Annotated in this window: 14 protein-coding genes and 2 tRNA genes; 2 read left to right on the forward strand and 14 right to left on the reverse strand. The window is 36.1% G+C overall.

The window, feature by feature from the left end; genetic code table 11:
* Positions 1-8: 8 nt before the first annotated feature.
* Positions 9-2,483, reverse strand: a complete 2,475-nt coding sequence (gene spoIIE, locus TX86_RS25305; RefSeq protein ID WP_042353251.1) for a stage II sporulation protein E — start codon at positions 2,481-2,483, stop codon at positions 9-11.
* 319 nt (positions 2,484-2,802) lie between these two features.
* Here spoIIE and TX86_RS25310 point away from each other — a divergent pair.
* Together TX86_RS25310 and TX86_RS25315 are read left to right on the forward strand one after the other, a co-directional pair.
* Positions 2,803-2,879: transfer RNA gene (locus TX86_RS25310), tRNA-Met, on the forward strand.
* Between the two features lie 10 nt (positions 2,880-2,889).
* Positions 2,890-2,961, forward strand: a tRNA-Glu gene (locus TX86_RS25315).
* A 207-nt stretch (positions 2,962-3,168) separates the two neighbouring features.
* Here TX86_RS25315 and TX86_RS25320 read toward each other — a convergent pair.
* From TX86_RS25320 to glmU, 13 genes are all read right to left on the reverse strand, one after another.
* The gene (locus TX86_RS25320; RefSeq protein ID WP_042353252.1) at positions 3,169-3,654 is read right to left on the reverse strand and encodes a S1 domain-containing RNA-binding protein; all 486 of its coding nucleotides are present in this window, start codon (positions 3,652-3,654) and stop codon (positions 3,169-3,171) included.
* An 80-nt stretch (positions 3,655-3,734) separates the two neighbouring features.
* Complete coding sequence (locus tag TX86_RS25325) at positions 3,735-4,160, reverse strand: FtsB family cell division protein (protein WP_230203722.1); 426 nt, start codon at positions 4,158-4,160, stop codon at positions 3,735-3,737.
* On the reverse strand, positions 4,136-4,771 hold the full coding sequence (gene yabQ / locus TX86_RS25330) for a spore cortex biosynthesis protein YabQ (RefSeq protein WP_042353254.1): 636 nt from the start codon (positions 4,769-4,771) through the stop codon (positions 4,136-4,138). The genes TX86_RS25325 and yabQ overlap by 25 nt, the downstream gene beginning before the upstream one ends.
* Entirely contained in the window at positions 4,768-5,079 is a 312-nt protein-coding gene (gene yabP / locus TX86_RS25335) for a sporulation protein YabP (protein WP_042353255.1), read from the reverse strand. The genes yabQ and yabP overlap by 4 nt, the downstream gene beginning before the upstream one ends.
* A 75-nt stretch (positions 5,080-5,154) precedes the next feature.
* Positions 5,155-5,424: an RNA-binding S4 domain-containing protein gene (locus tag TX86_RS25340; protein ID WP_042353256.1), complete on the reverse strand. Its 270-nt coding sequence runs from the start codon at positions 5,422-5,424 to the stop codon at positions 5,155-5,157.
* A gap of 19 nt (positions 5,425-5,443) precedes the next feature.
* Positions 5,444-6,916 (reverse strand): bifunctional methyltransferase/pyrophosphohydrolase YabN, encoded by a 1,473-nt coding sequence (gene yabN, locus TX86_RS25345; RefSeq protein ID WP_042353257.1) that lies wholly within the window; start codon positions 6,914-6,916, stop codon positions 5,444-5,446.
* 26 nt (positions 6,917-6,942) lie between these two features.
* Positions 6,943-8,562, reverse strand: coding sequence for an oligosaccharide flippase family protein (locus TX86_RS25350; RefSeq protein WP_042353258.1), 1,620 nt, complete (start codon positions 8,560-8,562; stop codon positions 6,943-6,945).
* 162 nt (positions 8,563-8,724) lie between these two features.
* Entirely contained in the window at positions 8,725-9,261 is a 537-nt protein-coding gene (spoVT, locus tag TX86_RS25355; protein WP_042353259.1) for a stage V sporulation protein T, read from the reverse strand.
* A gap of 204 nt (positions 9,262-9,465) precedes the next feature.
* Positions 9,466-12,996 carry a transcription-repair coupling factor gene (mfd, locus tag TX86_RS25360; RefSeq protein WP_042353260.1) on the reverse strand — a complete coding sequence of 1,177 codons (3,531 nt, stop codon included), beginning with the start codon at positions 12,994-12,996 and terminating at the stop codon, positions 9,466-9,468.
* A gap of 140 nt (positions 12,997-13,136) precedes the next feature.
* Positions 13,137-13,367 (reverse strand): anti-sigma-F factor Fin family protein, encoded by a 231-nt coding sequence (locus tag TX86_RS25365; RefSeq protein ID WP_042353262.1) that lies wholly within the window; start codon positions 13,365-13,367, stop codon positions 13,137-13,139.
* A 96-nt stretch (positions 13,368-13,463) separates the two neighbouring features.
* Positions 13,464-14,021: an aminoacyl-tRNA hydrolase gene (pth, locus tag TX86_RS25370; protein ID WP_042353263.1), complete on the reverse strand. Its 558-nt coding sequence runs from the start codon at positions 14,019-14,021 to the stop codon at positions 13,464-13,466.
* Positions 14,022-14,360: 339 nt separating this feature from the next.
* On the reverse strand, positions 14,361-15,314 hold the full coding sequence (locus TX86_RS25375; protein ID WP_042353264.1) for a ribose-phosphate diphosphokinase: 954 nt from the start codon (positions 15,312-15,314) through the stop codon (positions 14,361-14,363).
* A 16-nt stretch (positions 15,315-15,330) separates the two neighbouring features.
* On the reverse strand, positions 15,331-16,704 hold the full coding sequence (gene glmU, locus TX86_RS25380) for a bifunctional UDP-N-acetylglucosamine diphosphorylase/glucosamine-1-phosphate N-acetyltransferase GlmU (protein WP_042353265.1): 1,374 nt from the start codon (positions 16,702-16,704) through the stop codon (positions 15,331-15,333).
* Positions 16,705-16,877 lie beyond the last annotated feature (173 nt).

Consider the following 16,877-nt stretch of genomic DNA (forward strand, 5'->3'; position numbering starts at 1 on the left):
TACTATCTTTATTGCGCCTTTTTTTGCATGGAAGAAACCGGGATTGAGGACCATCTTGGCGTATTATGCTTTACTTTTGCAACAACAACGGTCATGTCATCTCCTATCTCTCCTCTCGTTCGAATAACCTCTTCAAGAATTAAATCAGCCACCGCTTGTGGATCATCCGTTTTCAATTCTTTAATTTTCCGTTTCATCCAAAACTCAGCATTCTCAACATACATTGGCCCTTCAAAAATCCCATCACTCATCATGATTAGTAAATCTTCTGCTTTTAATTGTTCACTTACAACATCTACGTCTATATCGTTCATAAACCCTATCGGTAAATTACTAGATTCTATTTGAAACACCTTATCACCTCGTTTTACAAAGCTAGGTGTAGAACATATTTTTAAAAATCTGGCTTTTGCATCGTGCAAATCTATCATAGCCAAATCTAAAGTAGAAAAAATTTCATCGGTTGTACGCAGCGATAGAATAGAATTCACTGATTTAATCGCTACCTTTTCTTCAATACCTAATAATAAAATCTTCTGTAATAACTGAAGTGTTTCCATACTTTCGATATGTGCTCTTTCACCATTACCCATACCATCACTAATGGCTACGGCATATTTTCCTCTTCCAATTTCCATCGTCGTATAGCTGTCACCTGAAATTAAGCCTCCATCCTTTGCCGCATGGGCAATTCCAGTTTCAATGACATACTTCTTAGCCGACCGAAAATTCGCGAAGCAAGAGCCTTTTTTTGTTTCCACATCTTCTGCGGCTACAACAATTGTTTCACCCAAAATATCCGATAACATCGGCGCAATTAATTTCTCACATTCTCCTCTCTCCTGGTAATAAGGAATCGTCATATCAATATCAATATTTCCTTTCTCCAAGTTATAGATTTCCACATTGCTAATTTGCACGCCAAAATTACTAATAGATTCGAGTATTTGCTCCTCCTGAATATAATGGTTCTGCCTTTCTCTTTGAATTTCTTGCGCGAAATCTTCCATGACTTCTGAAACGCCACGCAATTGTTCCGCTACTAAGCGTCTACTATCTTTCACTTGTTTTTTCAATCTTTGATTCGCTTGATAATAAGATAATTCTTGAGAAATCGCGTCTATCACACGCTTCGAACGTAATGTGCAGTGCTGGGCCCAATCTTTTTCCGTTTTTATAGAGAGTTGGCGGTCGTTTAACGCCAATTCTGTCATAATTCCTTTCATCCCTTCATATGTCGTTTGAAAATCTTTCGCCCAGCAGCTTTCCTTTTTCGGACAAGTTTGACAGGTCTTTTCCGTCACATTACTTAAAAAATAATCAAATTCCCGTACAGGATCCTCCTCCTTCTCCATTTCATCGATTTGTAAAAAACTATTGGACAATGCCTCAAAGACATTGGAAAATTGCGCAACACGCTGCGCCGTTACATCTCTCATTTTCCTCATATACTTCTGCTGCTCATTCGTGTACTCAGACGTCCCCGGTATATGCTTGGCTAATTTATCAATTACAGAAGTAGGTGTTAATAATAATAAAAAAATAGCACCTAACGATTCATAAATCGTTACCATTAAGCTTGTATTGCCTTCTCCATACAAGCCTAGTAACACTGTCGCTATTAAAAGTCCCACCGCCACACCAATCTTTTTCCCCTCTTTTAACAGCCCTCCTAGTAAACCTGAGAAAGCGAGTAGACTCATTTGATATAAAGTGGCTACGCTAGCCAGACTAAATATGAGCCCTGTTACTACGCCAACTGTTGAGCCGATAGCAGCTCCAGCTGATAAGGCAAAAATTAATACTAAATAACGAGAAATCATATGTTCAATAGATAGATCATATATCGTCCATCCTATTGTTCCTGTCATAACAGAAGCCATTAAAATAATGACACTTACTATTTCTTCCGTTTTTAATGAATGCGTTCTTGGCTTAAACGAGATAAGAGGTATACATTGGATGAAAATCATCGTTAGTATACAAGCTAGACTCGCTTCTATTAGAATCATCATGCCATCGTACATAAGTAATTTACTATGAGTGAGATAATGAACGGTTAAGTTCGTTATCCCTAATGAAAGAAAGACATAAAACGAGACAACTCTAAATTGTTTGGTTAAGGAGGGTTCCCTCGCCTTGTATAGCAGCATGAAGAATACCGCAGATGCACTAATGATTACAGCATTCACCATTTGCACAGTTAAAGCTCCTGCTAGTAAACCTATTAACGCATACGGTGCACGATTTTTTCTTAATAGATACACCGCAGCAAAGAACGGAAGTGCAAAAGGGGCTAATTGAGATAGGATCAAAGCTCGTCCTAATAAGAAACCTATTAAAGCTAGTAATAATCCTTGGTGAATTAAAACATCTTCTACTTTCTTTTGAAAAGACACGTACCATTTTTTCGCACTTTCTTGAGCGTAGTGTAACGGCATGTCTGAAACTGGTTCAATCATACTTCTATTAATTCTTTCCACAATAATCACTCCCAACAAGATTAGTTGTTCTAGTGATTTTTATTATAGTTAGTAGAGTTATGTTTTTTTGTCGTAATGTAGACTCCGAACAAAAGAAATGTTCGACGTATTTCTAGAAATTAAGGCATGGACGTACACAATTAGAAGCCTCCTCTTCTAAATTCATGGAAAGAGAACAAAAGAAACACCGAAATTTAGCTTTTTTTACATAATAAAAAAACAGAATAATAATTCTTTTTATTTTCCGTTGACAAAAAATCAATTTCTATGTAAGATAAATCTTGTGCTTCTCAAGTAGAGAACAAACAAATGAGAATATGGCGGTGTAGCTCAGCTGGCTAGAGCATTCGGTTCATACCCGAAAGGTCGTGGGTTCGACTCCCTCCGCCGCTACCATATTTATTTTGGCCCGTTGGTCAAGCGGTTAAGACACCGCCCTTTCACGGCGGTAACACGGGTTCGAATCCCGTACGGGTCATATCAAAAAGACATTCAAAAGCTAAACTTTTGGATGTCTTTTTTTGTTTTATATAAGAAAAACCGTCACCGGTCCTTTTTGATTAATTATTACTCATCTTGTTTTACGCCATAAAAAATAGACAAGGCATAAAGCCATTGTCTATTGATAAAAATACAGTCTATTTATCTAAAGGAAAAACTGCTATATCGTCTTCAGCAGCAAGTCTTAACCACGTCTGCCTCCGCGGCCCCCTCTTTTCGTCTCCGTACTACGCTTAAGTGTAGATAAACGTTCGTCACTATCTTTCAAGAATCTTGCCATCTTCTGTTCAAAATTCTCTTTCGGAGCACGTGAGAAATTGTCTCTTGAACGGTTATCGCCACGACCATTACCACCACGCGGACGACTATCGCTACGACCATTACCACCAGTTCCCCCATTATAACGTGGGCGAGGCTGGTACGTTTGCTCAGGGCGATCTTTTGCTTTTTTAATAGAAAGACCAATCTTTCCATCTTTTTCTACATTAATAACCTTAACTTCTACTTGGTCACCAACTTTTAAATGTTCGTTGATATCCTTTACATAATTATCAGCTACCTCGCTGATGTGAACAAGACCTGTTGTTCCTTCAGGCAATTCAACGAACGCCCCAAATTTAGTGATGCCTGTTACTTTCCCTTGTAACTTGCTGCCTACTTCGATTGACATAAAAAAAATGTTCCTCCTTAAAAATTTCAAAAATCATACATAGTTTATATTATAGCGAAAGTAAAAAAACAGTGTCAACATTAGTCCTTGTCTTCTTTACTTTTTGGAAGATTAAAAATTACCTCTCCTTCTTGTGAAAGGTTAAAATCTCTTCTGGCAATTTTCGCTATGTACTCATCATCATTCAATTTGACGATCTCTTCTTCTAACAATTGTTGCTTCTTTTCTAATGAAGCCAACTTCTTTTCGATTTTGTTTACTTCATCTTTTTTCTTCTCTATGGCAGATGATTGAGAGAACAAAGTTGAAATGGTAAAACTTAAAAGAACAGCAAAGCATATCCCAAATACAACAAGGCGCCGGAGTAAACCACGCTTATTCTTAGCTTGCCTTTGTTGCGTTTGCTCACGTTGCTTAACATAGGTTGACTCTATCTTAGATACTTTCTTTTCTTTCAAGCTCCCCATCTCATTCACTCCTTCTATCTCTTCATCTTCGACTTCCATTTATCTATTATACTACTTATATATTTCTGTAATTTACCGAAAAACCCTTTAGTCTTATTATGTAACTTCTCGACTTTATTTGTAACAGGTTTCGGTAAAATATTATAAAACAGACGTAAAATCCACACAATTGGAAAAAAAACGAGTCTTAAACACCATATTACGACTCTCCAAAGCATTTTAACAAGGGTAAATAGACCCTTTAATACTAGTTTTATTACAAAAAATAGCAAAGTAATTATACTTAAAATAGGCTTAACAATTAAAATCATACATAACTTTTTCAAAAAATTTAAGGTTGCTTTGCAAAAGCTAATGATTTTATTCAAAATGAATAGATAGCCCTTCTTTAATAATGCTTGATAAGCTGCAAAGCCACACACTAAAGCTAAAAATAAATAAAGTCGGATTTCACCTTGATTAACAATAAACAAAACATAAAAAATAAGAACAGCCTGTAAAACCCAGAATAGTAGATCATGTATAAAGACGAGCCATCTACTTCTTATGGGCCGCTTTAAAAATAGTTGATATGTGTCTAAAGCAGCACCAAAATAGCTCCCCATTCCAATCATGGCAATTAAAGTGTAAAACTGTGTAGAGAGCGTCATCTGAATAACTTACCAAAGAAGCCTTTACCCTTATCTCCACCTGGCTCATCAACATACACAAGATCAAAAATTTTCCCTTTAATAGAGACAACACCACTATCTACATCTAAGTTTTTCATCTGTAAGTTCTCACCCTTAATCGCCAAGAAACCCATACTTGTCTCTAATAAGAACTCTTCATTATCAAAGCTTTCTACTTGTTTAACACCTGTTATTTCAAGAAGTCTACGACCCTTCATGATTACATCGTGGTCTGGTACATTACTTCTTACTTTATTATCACCTTGTTCAAAATATTGGCTGCTCATTCTACAACCTCCTGTAAAACATTTTGTACAAATGTATGTAAGAAGGACGAGGTTTAGAACAGCGCTCGAAAAGCATTAAAACTCTTCTTGTTGAACCTTTTCTTCTTTCACAACACTGTACATTTCCGTTGCTTCTTCTTTTCTTACGTTTTCTTGTAGCTTTTCAATACGTACAGTAACTAACTTTTGACCGAATTGAATAAATAGCTCATCACCAACTTTTACATTGGAGCTAGCCTTTGCTGGTGTTCCATTAATTGAAATACGTCCTTTATCAGCTACTTCTTTTGCCAATGTTCTTCTTTTAATTAAGCGCGATACTTTTAAAAATTTATCTAATCTCATATTCTCTTCTCCTTCACTCTTACATTCCTTTTGACTTTGCTTCATCCCAATAACGATCTAATTGTTCTAACTTGCACTGATCAAAAGTTAACCCTTGTTCCTGTAAACACTTCTCAATATATTGGAAACGACGAGCAAATTTCATATTCGTTGCATGTAAAGCCTCTTCTGGATAGATATTATGGAAACGAGCAATATTAACGAGTGCAAATAATACATCTCCGTACTCTGCGCGAATTTCTGCTTTTGAAGAGCCTTTCTTGATTTCAGCTTGGAATTCTTGAATTTCTTCATTGACTTTTTCCCAGGCTGACTCTACTTCATCCCAATCAAACCCAACTTTAGCCGCTCGTTTTTGATATTCATAAGCAATTAGTAACTGCGGTAAGGATTTCTCTACATCTGCTAATAAAGATTCTGTCTGCAGAGCAGCTTCACCTTTTTCTTCAAGCTTAATTTTATTCCAATTTACCAATACTTCATCTTCATTCTCCACATGAGTATCACCAAACACATGCGGATGTCTACGAATCATTTTCTCACTTAATTCTTGCACAACATCATCAATCGTAAACATACCTTCATCTTCACCAATTTGAGCATGTAGTAGAACTTGTAGAAGCACATCCCCTAATTCACTTATGATGCCATCTGTATCATCTTCATCAATTGCATCAATCAATTCATAAGCTTCTTCTAACACATACTTCTTCAAGCTTTCATGCGTTTGTTTTTGATCCCACGGACAACCGTTCGGACCACGTAACTCTGCAATAATATTTCGCAGCTTAAAGAACTCCTTTTGTAACAATTCTTCATTCGTTACAGGAGGTACATATACTGATGTTAAGTTACTCAATTTCGCTTGGCGATCTAATTCATACAAAGGTAGCCATATAACCTCTTCTGCTGAACTTCCTGCTGCTGTTACAAGTGCTACTTGATAGTCATCCGGATATTTCTCCATCAGTGTTAACTTCACTTCAGAAGCAATATAACCATCATATACTTGTCCAATGATAATATGTTGCTTCATTTGTAAAGAATCCCTATTTAGTGCAGTACCATCTAACAACTGAAATCCATCAATCGGATCAATCTTCACTGCTTGAAAAAGGGCATCTAAAAAGCTTTGTCCACCCTCAATACTTAACTCTATTTGTTGTTTCGCTGTTTTTTCTATTAATAGTTGTACCGTCATCTCTGCAACCATTGGATGTCCTGGTACTGTATATACCACATCTGAACTCTCAGCTAAACGTATAATTGTATCGGAAATCTCCTCGTACACTTCCTCGAATGTGTCGTACTTCTCATACACTGCATCAAAGCTTTCGAATTGTACACCCTCTTGTTGAAGTTCATCAATAACAGGATGATCCATTGTTCTCGTATAGATTTTCCCACATGTTTTTAATTGCTTATATATACCATAAGGCAACTGATCAAGATCACCAGCACCTAAGCCCATTACTATAATTTTATTACTCATTGTTATACTCCCATTTTTTCATTGTATTAGTGTTTCTGTTTGTTCTTTGGTAAAAATTTAGCTAACTTACTGCCAAAAGGCAAGAGCGATAATTCTTCAAATGTAAATAAGCCCATTCGAATAATCATAAACATGTAAACGACTGCTCCTGAAAAAACCGCTACCAGTACTTCACAGGCTGTAAATAATCGACTATCTGCAAAGTACCTGCTCAGCATATCAAACAATTCTCTTTCAATAAGAAGAGTAATGGACATACCTAATGAAGCAAGTAAAGTTAGTAAAAAGGTTCGCCGTTCAACAATTGGCTTTTTAAAGATTCTTCTCATGTATACAAATAACATACATGCCATCACGAAAAAAGCGACTGTCGTTGAAAGTGCCGCTCCCATTATAGAGGCTTTCGGTATCCAAATTAGCATTAGGGCAAATTTGACTAATAACCCAAGCACAATAATTCCAATTGCCACAATGGAATAGCCCAAGCTTTGCAAAACAAACATCCCTGTCATTAAAAACGAGCAAAAAAGAATCGACAAACTTAATACACCTAAAGCATCACTTCCTTTAGCATCCGTAAAAAGCATAATATTGACAGGTTCAATAATCCACAACAAGCCGACTGTCGCTGCCATTCCGAGCATAATACTTAAACGATACGACAGCTCTGTATATTTCCGAACTAACTGTTGCTCTTGTTGCTGCATAAACTTTGAAATAAGTGGCACGATGGTTAATGATAACGCAATCGTTGCTGCTGTTCCTAATTGTAATAAAGGCTGTCCACGGTCATATACACCTTTCCATTGCTTCGCCTCCGTCATTTCCATCCCTGAATCTGTAAGTAACGGATATAAGACAAGTGCATCCATAAACTGTATAAATACAAGAATTAAACTACTGATACCGAAAATGATACCTTGTCCAAGTATTTGACGCGAAAGAGGAATCAAACTTCTCCTCATATTAAGACTATCAATAGATATGCTATTTTTTCTATTCATTCTGCGATAAAAGAATATTAAAATAACGCCACTGATTACACTACCTAAAACAGAACCTAAAAACGCCCATTCTGCTACTTCATATAGAGACAGACCATAGTAATAAAAAATAATTGAAAATACTAAAATAAATCCAACCCGCACTGATTGCTCCACCACTTGTGCAACAGCTGTAGGCATCATTTCTCCATCACTTTGAAAAATCCCTTTCATAATAGATATAAAAGGTAATAACAAAAAAGAAAATGAAATCATTTTAATTGATTTAGTAAGCATAGGATCATTCATTATATTAGCTAAAAAACTAGCTCCAAAGAATAGACTACAGAACATCACTATGCTGATAATAACTAAAGAAAACCATGAAGTTACTATAATGTCTGTTCGCGTGTATCCTCTATAATCATCTTTCGCTTCCGCTAATAGTTTAGAAATAATAACTGGAAAGCCATAGGTAGAAAGAACGAGCACTAATGCATAAAAAGGATATACTTGCTGATATATATAGAAACCGACATCTCCAACAATATTTTGATATGGTATACGATAAATAGCACTTAATAATTTAATTACTATTGAAGATAAAGTTAATATAAATGCACCTTGTATAAATTTCTTGGAAAGGTCGTTATTTCTTTTAATTACTTCTCCACTCCTTTTCTACTAAGGAATACTTCCGTTTGTATTATAGCATACAAGCTTTTTCTCCTATAAAGTACCACTTACTTTTCCCATCCCTTTTAGACAGGTTAGGCATAAAAAAAAGGGCAGCATATGCTACCCATTTTTGACCGTCAAGTTATTTTAAGATTCCATTTGACGAGCTAAGAATCCTGCAGCCGTTTCAACTGCTTTTTGTTCTACTTCTCCAAGAGTACCTTCTTTAGAGAAAATAATTACCGCACCGATTGGGTCTCCATTCGCTACGATTGGAGCAATCGTATAAGATTGAATATCTTCAGTAAATCCATCTACTAATGAGATTTGAGTTTTTTGTGTTTCTAAAGTTGGATTACGATCTTCCATAGTGCTTTCTACTAAGTCACTAATACTACGGTTTAAGTAATCCTTTTTAGATCCACCTGCTACAGTGATATATGTATCTCTATCACAAATTAATACAGGATTTCCTAGGCTATCAAATAATGCTTCTGCATATTCTTTTGCGAAATCACTTAATTCACTAATTGGAGAATATTTTTTTAAGATAACTTCTCCGTCACGATCAACAAAAATTTCAAGAGGATCTCCTTCACGAATACGAAGAGTTCTACGAATTTCTTTAGGGATAACTACTCGTCCTAAATCATCTATACGACGAACGATTCCAGTTGCTTTCATCTAATGTTGCCTCACTTTCCTCTTTTTGGTTTCGGTTATGACACTTTGAAATTTTTACCTGTCCCACAACCGTAATGAACTTATTGAACTTAGTATTTTTTTCTATGTTAAGTTCTATTCATCCAGAAAAATATTTTCTTACTATATTTTTCCCGTATCTATATTTCAACACGAAATTGTTAGAACTGCAACCAAAATTTATTATTATTGGTTGACTTTATCTTTTTTGACATCTTTAAGACCTTTAACAAGATTTTCAACTTTAAGCATCCATTCAACTGTCCCAGTATCTTTTATAGGTAACGTTATTTTTAAACGTTTACCTTCCATACCCAATCCAACTCGTCTTTCAATTTGACTAGTCACTTGATATACTTTTGAACCATCGATATCACCAGTTGCATTCTCAGTTATTAAAATCACAACTTCATGCTTCTGCTGTTTTATTGATTCAACGTACGCTTCCATTGCATATACCTTAATATAAGCGATACCAAACAAGTATTCTACTTCCTCTGGATATTCACCGAAACGATCTGTCATTTCTTCTTTTAATTCTTCGATTTCCTCTAATGATGTGACACCGCGGAACTTTTTATACATTTCGATTTTCTGGTTACCATCAGAAATATATTGATCCGGTATATACGCATCTACTTGAATGTCGATTTCAACTTGATGCTTTTCTTCAATTGGTTGATCTGTCATACGCTTTTCAATCGCTTCTTTCAACATTTGTGAATACAAATCAAAACCAACAGAATCGATGAATCCATGCTGTTCAGCACCAAGTAGGTTTCCTGCTCCTCGTATAGATAAGTCACGCATCGCAATTTTGAATCCTGAACCAAGCTCTGTAAATTCTTTAATTGCTTGTAGACGCTTTTCAGCTACCTCTGTTAATACCTTATCTTTTCTGTACGTAAAATATGCATAAGCTACTCGATTCGAACGGCCAACTCGTCCACGTAGCTGATACAACTGGGAAAGGCCCATCTTATCTGCATCGTGCACAATGAGCGTATTAACATTAGGAATATCAACACCTGTTTCAATAATCGTCGTGCTCACTAATACGTCATACTCACCTTCAAGGAAACCAATCATAACCGTTTCTAATTCTTGCTCCGACATACGACCATGAGCGTAAACCACACGTGCATCTGGCACTAGCATGGAAATCTCTTCCGCTTTTCTTGCTATATCTTCTACCCGATTATATAAGAAGTAAACTTGCCCCTCACGAGCAAGCTCTCTTTCAATAGCTTCCCTTACGAGCACACCATTATACTCCATGACATAAGTTTGTACAGGGAAACGGTTCTCTGGTGGAGTTTCAATTACTGATAAATCCCTAACCCCTAACATGGACATATGTAGAGTCCTTGGAATCGGCGTTGCTGTTAATGTTAATACATCAATATTTGCTTTTAATTGCTTAATTTTTTCTTTATGAGTCACACCAAAGCGTTGCTCTTCATCAATAATCAACAATCCTAAGTCACGATATTGCACATCTTTTGACAGTAATCGATGCGTACCAACGACGATATCCACTGTTCCAGCTTTAATGCCTTTTAATGTTTCCGTTTGTTGCTTTCTCGTTCTAAAACGATTTAATAAACCGATAGAAATCGGGAAATCTTGAAACCTTTCACGAATAGTATCGAAATGTTGTTGGGCTAGAATCGTTGTTGGGACTAGGAACGCCACTTGCTTACCATCTGCAATCGCTTTAAATGCCGCACGAATAGCTACCTCTGTTTTCCCATAACCAACATCACCACAAAGAAGACGATCCATTGGTCGCTCACGTTGCATATCTTGTTTTATTTCATTAATTGAGCGAATTTGATCCTCGGTTTCATTATAAGGAAAAGCTGATTCAAACTCGCGTTGCATGTCACCATCCGGAGAGAATGGATATCCTTTCGTAGCTTCACGCTCCGCATGGATTTTAATTAAATCATCCGCAATATCTTCTACAGAAGATTTAACTTTACTCTTCACACGCTTCCAATCGTTACCGCCAAGTTTATATAATTTAGGCTCTTTCCCTTCAGAGGCCACGTACTTTTGAATAAGTTCAATTTGTTCAACAGGCACATACAATTGGTCAGACCCTTGGTAACGGATATTTAAGTAATCTTTATGCACACCTTTTATATCTAATGTTTCGATACCTAAATATTTACCAATCCCGTGATTTACGTGAACAACATAGTCACCAATATTTAATTCTGAATAACTCTTAATACGTTCAGCATTTGATAGCTTTTGCCTCTTAGTTGATCGCTTTGTTTTCTTGTTGAACAACTCTTGCTCTGTAATAACAGCAAGCTTTTGCATTGGTAGTTCAAAGCCTGTATGCAAGTTCCCTCTAGCAATCTGCACCTTACCATTTAAAATCGAACTAGACTCTGTCAGTTCTGCTGCTTCTACTTCATAATCATCCAACACACGACGCAGCTTCATCATCCGTTCTTGGGTTGGACCTAATATAACGACAGAGTATTTACTTTTCTTCCAACGCTCTATCTCGGATTTAAACACGTTCATTTGTCCGTGGAAGTTTTGCATCTGCTTACACGTAACGTTTATTATGTTTTGTGGATTAGTGTGTGGTACATGTCGTAGAAATAGAGATAAATAAATTAACTTTTGAGATGAAGATGATATAAGTTGCTGAAAACTAAATGATAGTTGAACATCATGAATTATTTCCCCTTCACTTAGAAGATTTGTAAACCACTCCAATTCTTCCTTCTCAAGCGTTGTTGCAACTTCTTGTATACGACTAATTTCATCAAGAATAACTAATCCATTAGCTGGTAAATAATCTAGTAAACTAGTTGGGCGTTCGTATGCCAAACTGATATATTTAAAAATCTCATCAAGTTTAATATTTGTTCGCAGTTGATTTAATTCAAAACCAATGTTTTGTAATAATAAATTCTTTGTTTTTTCATTTTTGATTTTCTTTAAACTTGTCTTAAGACCATCTTCTAAAAGATTTGTCATCCGTTCGATATTCTCTTGTTCCAGTAATAATTCCGTTGCAGGACCAATTTGAACAGATTCTACTTTCTCTAGAGATTTTTGATCTTCAATCGAAAAAGTTCGAATGGATTGCACCTCTGTATCAAATAATTCGATTCGAATAGGCTTACTTTCTGTTAGTGGGTAAATATCAATAATTCCACCACGCACGCTAAATTCACCTGGAGACGATACCATATCTGCTCGATGATAGCCCATAACAACAAATTGCTTTAGCGTCGCTTCTAAATCGATTTCATCATCAACTGTAAAAGTGACTTGATACTTCCTCCATAATTGCTTCGGAGGTAGAATTTTACGGAATCCCCCCATTGGGACAATAACAATTCCACTTTGATTTTGTGACCAACGGTTCAAAACTTCTATACGCTGTGCTCTTAACTCTGGACTTGCTATACTTAGTTCCGCTGCAATCAGTTCATTAGCCGGATAAATAAACAAATCTTCTTCCGAAACGAAGTTCGATAAATCCTCATATAACTTCTGCGCTTGTAAAAGATTATATGTAACCACTAAAATTGAACGATTCGTTTGACGGTATACAGAAGATATTAACATTGCTCGCGAAGAACCAGATAATCCAGCTACCAATTGCTCACGAAGACCTTCATCCACACCAGTTAAAATCGATTGTATATCTTCATTTTGCATAAATATTTGGTTAAGCGCGTTCATATCGAATTCCCCCTTTAAAAGCCATCATATTTAACTTTTTCTTGTTTTTATATTTTTCAATCTAACGAAAATATAACTACTCTCTTTTTTGTGTAATAAAACAAACGGAAAAATGCTTTGGAATAGTCCAAAGCTAATTTCTATTGAATAATATAATCCATACCATGAAGGTTCGGATTAGACCTTAAAGCTGATTCACAGTCGTCACAAACAATCGTGACATGAATATTCCCAAGCGGATCCGTCGTAATCATTTCTTGATATTCTTGTGAATTCAATAGTTCAAAGCCAAGTTGTTCTATTTTCACCGATTGTTTAGGCAACATACCCAGACAGACACCGCAATGCCTACACGTATAATATAAGCTCATGCTATTAGCCCCTTTTATCCATTTACTGCTAGTATGAACAGAATGGACGGGTATTTATTCACCTTTAAAGATAAAATTTAACAATCGTCATTACTTTTAATTATGCTCATTCATAACCTGTAAGAACGGTTTAACTAAAAAATCATCACATGCCCGATTACATGACTTGATTACATCTTTCATGACAACCCATTCGTCCTCTTGAAATCTACCTAAAACATGATTAGTCACGCTCATAGCACCATGCGGACGACCAATTCCGATGCGTACACGATTAAACTCTTGCGTACCAAGATGAGCAATCATTGATTTAATTCCATTATGACCACCAGCGCCACCTTTTTGACGTAAGCGAATCTTCCCAACAGCCAAATCTAAATCATCATAAAAGACAACAATATCATCTAAATCTACCTTGAAATAGTCCATGACTGCTTTTATACTTTCACCTGATAAGTTCATATATGTTAGTGGTTTAAGTAAAATTACTTTCGTTCCACCTACATAACCAACGCCATAAAGACCTTTATGTTTCGCTTGATTTAATGGAATATTCCATTGATCAGCCAGAACATCAATGACTTCAAAGCCTATATTATGTCTTGTTCTTTCATACTCTTTACCAGGATTTCCTAAACCGATTATTAATTTCATTAAGATGTCTCAACTCCAACAATGACATTTCTTTTCTTGCTTAAATATATATAAACCATAACAAAGTGTCTTGCTCCGATACCCTGCTTATGTGGTGCACGTCAAGCACTTCCATGTTTCTTTTATATGTATTCCCTAAAAAAGCGGAATTTCCTCTTCATAATTCAAAATTGATTACCAAACTACAACAAAGACGTAACTCAAATAGCCACGTCCTTACTATTATAGCATGATTATACAGTTTCTTGCTGTAATCACTTGTTATACCATTTTTTCTTCTTGCTTTAAGTAATGCCAAAAAGCGGCTTCCATTTCAGATGAAAGCCGCTTTTCCTATTATCAATCAAATAATACACTTACTGATTGATCTTCGTATACACGAATAATAGACTCTGCAAGTAATGGAGCTACAGAAAGTTCAACCAATTTGTCAAATTTCTTCTCTTCTGGAAGACCTATAGAATTTGTAACAACTAATTCTTTAATTTTTGAATTTTTGATACGTTCGATCGCTGGACCTGAAAGAACCGGATGCGTACAGCAAGCATAAACTTCTGCAGCACCATTTTCCACTAGTGCATTTGCAGCTAATGTAATAGTTCCCGCAGTATCAATAATATCATCAATCAGAATTGCTGTTTTACCTTCAATATTACCAACAATATTCATAACTTCTGCAACGTTTGGTCTTGGACGACGCTTATCAATGATTGCAATTGGAGCTTTTAAGCGATCAGCCATTTTACGTGCACGAGTTACACCACCATGGTCAGGTGAAACAATAACGATATCGTCTAAGTTCTTGTTCTCGAAGTAATCTGATAGAATTGGCACACCCATTAAGTGGTCAATTGGAATATCAAAGAAACCTTGAATTTGTGGTGCGTGTAAATCTAAAGAAATGACACGGTGTGCACCAGCAGTTTCAATAAGGTTTGCAACTAATTTAGCTGTAATCGGCTCACGAGCGCGCGCTTTACGATCTTGACGTGCATAACCGTAATAAGGAATTACAACGTTAATTGTTTTAGCAGACGCACGTTTTAATGCATCAATTAAAATCAATAATTCCATTAAGTGTTCATTAACAGGTTGGCTTGTAGATTGGATGATAAATACGTCACAACCACGAATACTTTCTTCGATGTTGATTTGGATTTCTCCATCGCTAAAGTGTGTTACAGAACACTTCGCTAATTCTACCCCTATTACTTTTGCAATTTCTTCTGCTAATCCGCGATTTGAACTAAGTGAGAACACTTTTAAATTCGGATCAAGATACTGATTTGACATGGTGAACCTCCAATGGTTATTTATTAAAATTTAATTTACTTACATAATCCTCTTTATTCACTTGACGTGCACGAGCAATAGCTAGTGCCTCGCCTGGTACATCTTCTGTAATTGTCGATCCAGCAGCAATATACGCTCCATCTCCAACAGATACCGGCGCAACTAGATTAGAATTACAGCCAACAAATACATCGTCGCCAATCTTTGTCAGAAATTTATTTTTACCATCATAATTTACAGTAATAGAACCGCAACCGATGTTTACATCACTACCTACTTCAGCATCGCCAATATAGCTTAAATGAGAAGCTTTGCTTCCATGACCAAAGACAGATTTCTTGATCTCAACAAAGTTACCGATTTTCACTTCATCCGCAATTTGCGATTGTGGGCGAATATGAGCAAATGGTCCAATCTTAACATGAGAACCAATACTACTATTATGCGCCACTGATTGACGAATAGCTGTTGAATCCCCAATCTCACACTGAGCAATTTCAGTATTGGGACCTATTTCACAATCACTTCCAATAGTCGTACCTGATTTAATGATTGTTCCTGGATAAATAATCGTATCTTGACCAATCGTTACATCAGCTTCAATGTACGTTTGCTCTGGATCAATTAAAGTAACGCCATTTTTCATATGCTCAAAATTAATTCGCTTTCTCATAATCTTTTCAGCTTCTGATAAAGCAATACGGTCATTTACACCTAAAGTCTCTTCGAAATCAGCTGTTTGATAAGCCGTCACAATTTCGCCTTCAGATTTTAATATTTCGATAACATCTGGCAAGTAATATTCACCTTGGACATTATCATTTGATACTTTTTTAAGAGCCTCAAATAAGGCTTGATTATCGAAACAATACGTTCCTGTATTGATTTCTGTTACTAACTTTTCTGCTTCAGTAGCATCTTTATGCTCAACAATCTTCTCGACAAATCCTTCTTTGTTACGAATGATTCGTCCGTAACCAGTAGGATCTTCCAAGTAAGCAGTTAATACAGATGCTTTAGCTCCTTGTGCTTCATGTTGCTTAATTAAGGCTTCCATTGTTTCAGCTTTAATTAACGGAGTATCTCCACAGATAACAAATGTTGTACCTTGCTTACCTTGCAATAAAGACTCAGCTTGCATAACAGCGTGAGCTGTTCCTAATTGCTCAGCTTGAAGTGCAAATCCACATTTGTCTCCTAATTGTGCCTGAACCTTTTCCGCTCCATGGCCTACAATAGTAACTGTTTCCTTTACTTGTAGTGCTGAAACTTGGTCAAGTACATGTTGAACCATAGGTTTTCCACAAACAGAATGAAGAACCTTATATAGTTTTGACTTCATTCTAGTTCCTTGTCCTGCTGCTAAAACGATCGCAAAACGATTACTCATGACGTTCCTCCCTACATTGTGTATTATCTATATTCCGTACATTGTATAGATTACTTTCATAAATATCCTTATAAAATATATCTTAAATAACTGACGTTTTCAAGAATCGACTTAAATTTGTGCTATTTTGTAAGATATTTACTATTGGAAGAAACAGTATATTCCGCTAAAAA

Origin of the sequence: Bacillus massiliigorillae (genome assembly GCF_000380245.2) — a bacterium.
Lineage (GTDB): Bacteria > Bacillota > Bacilli > Bacillales > DSM-1321 > Bacillus_AD > Bacillus_AD massiliigorillae.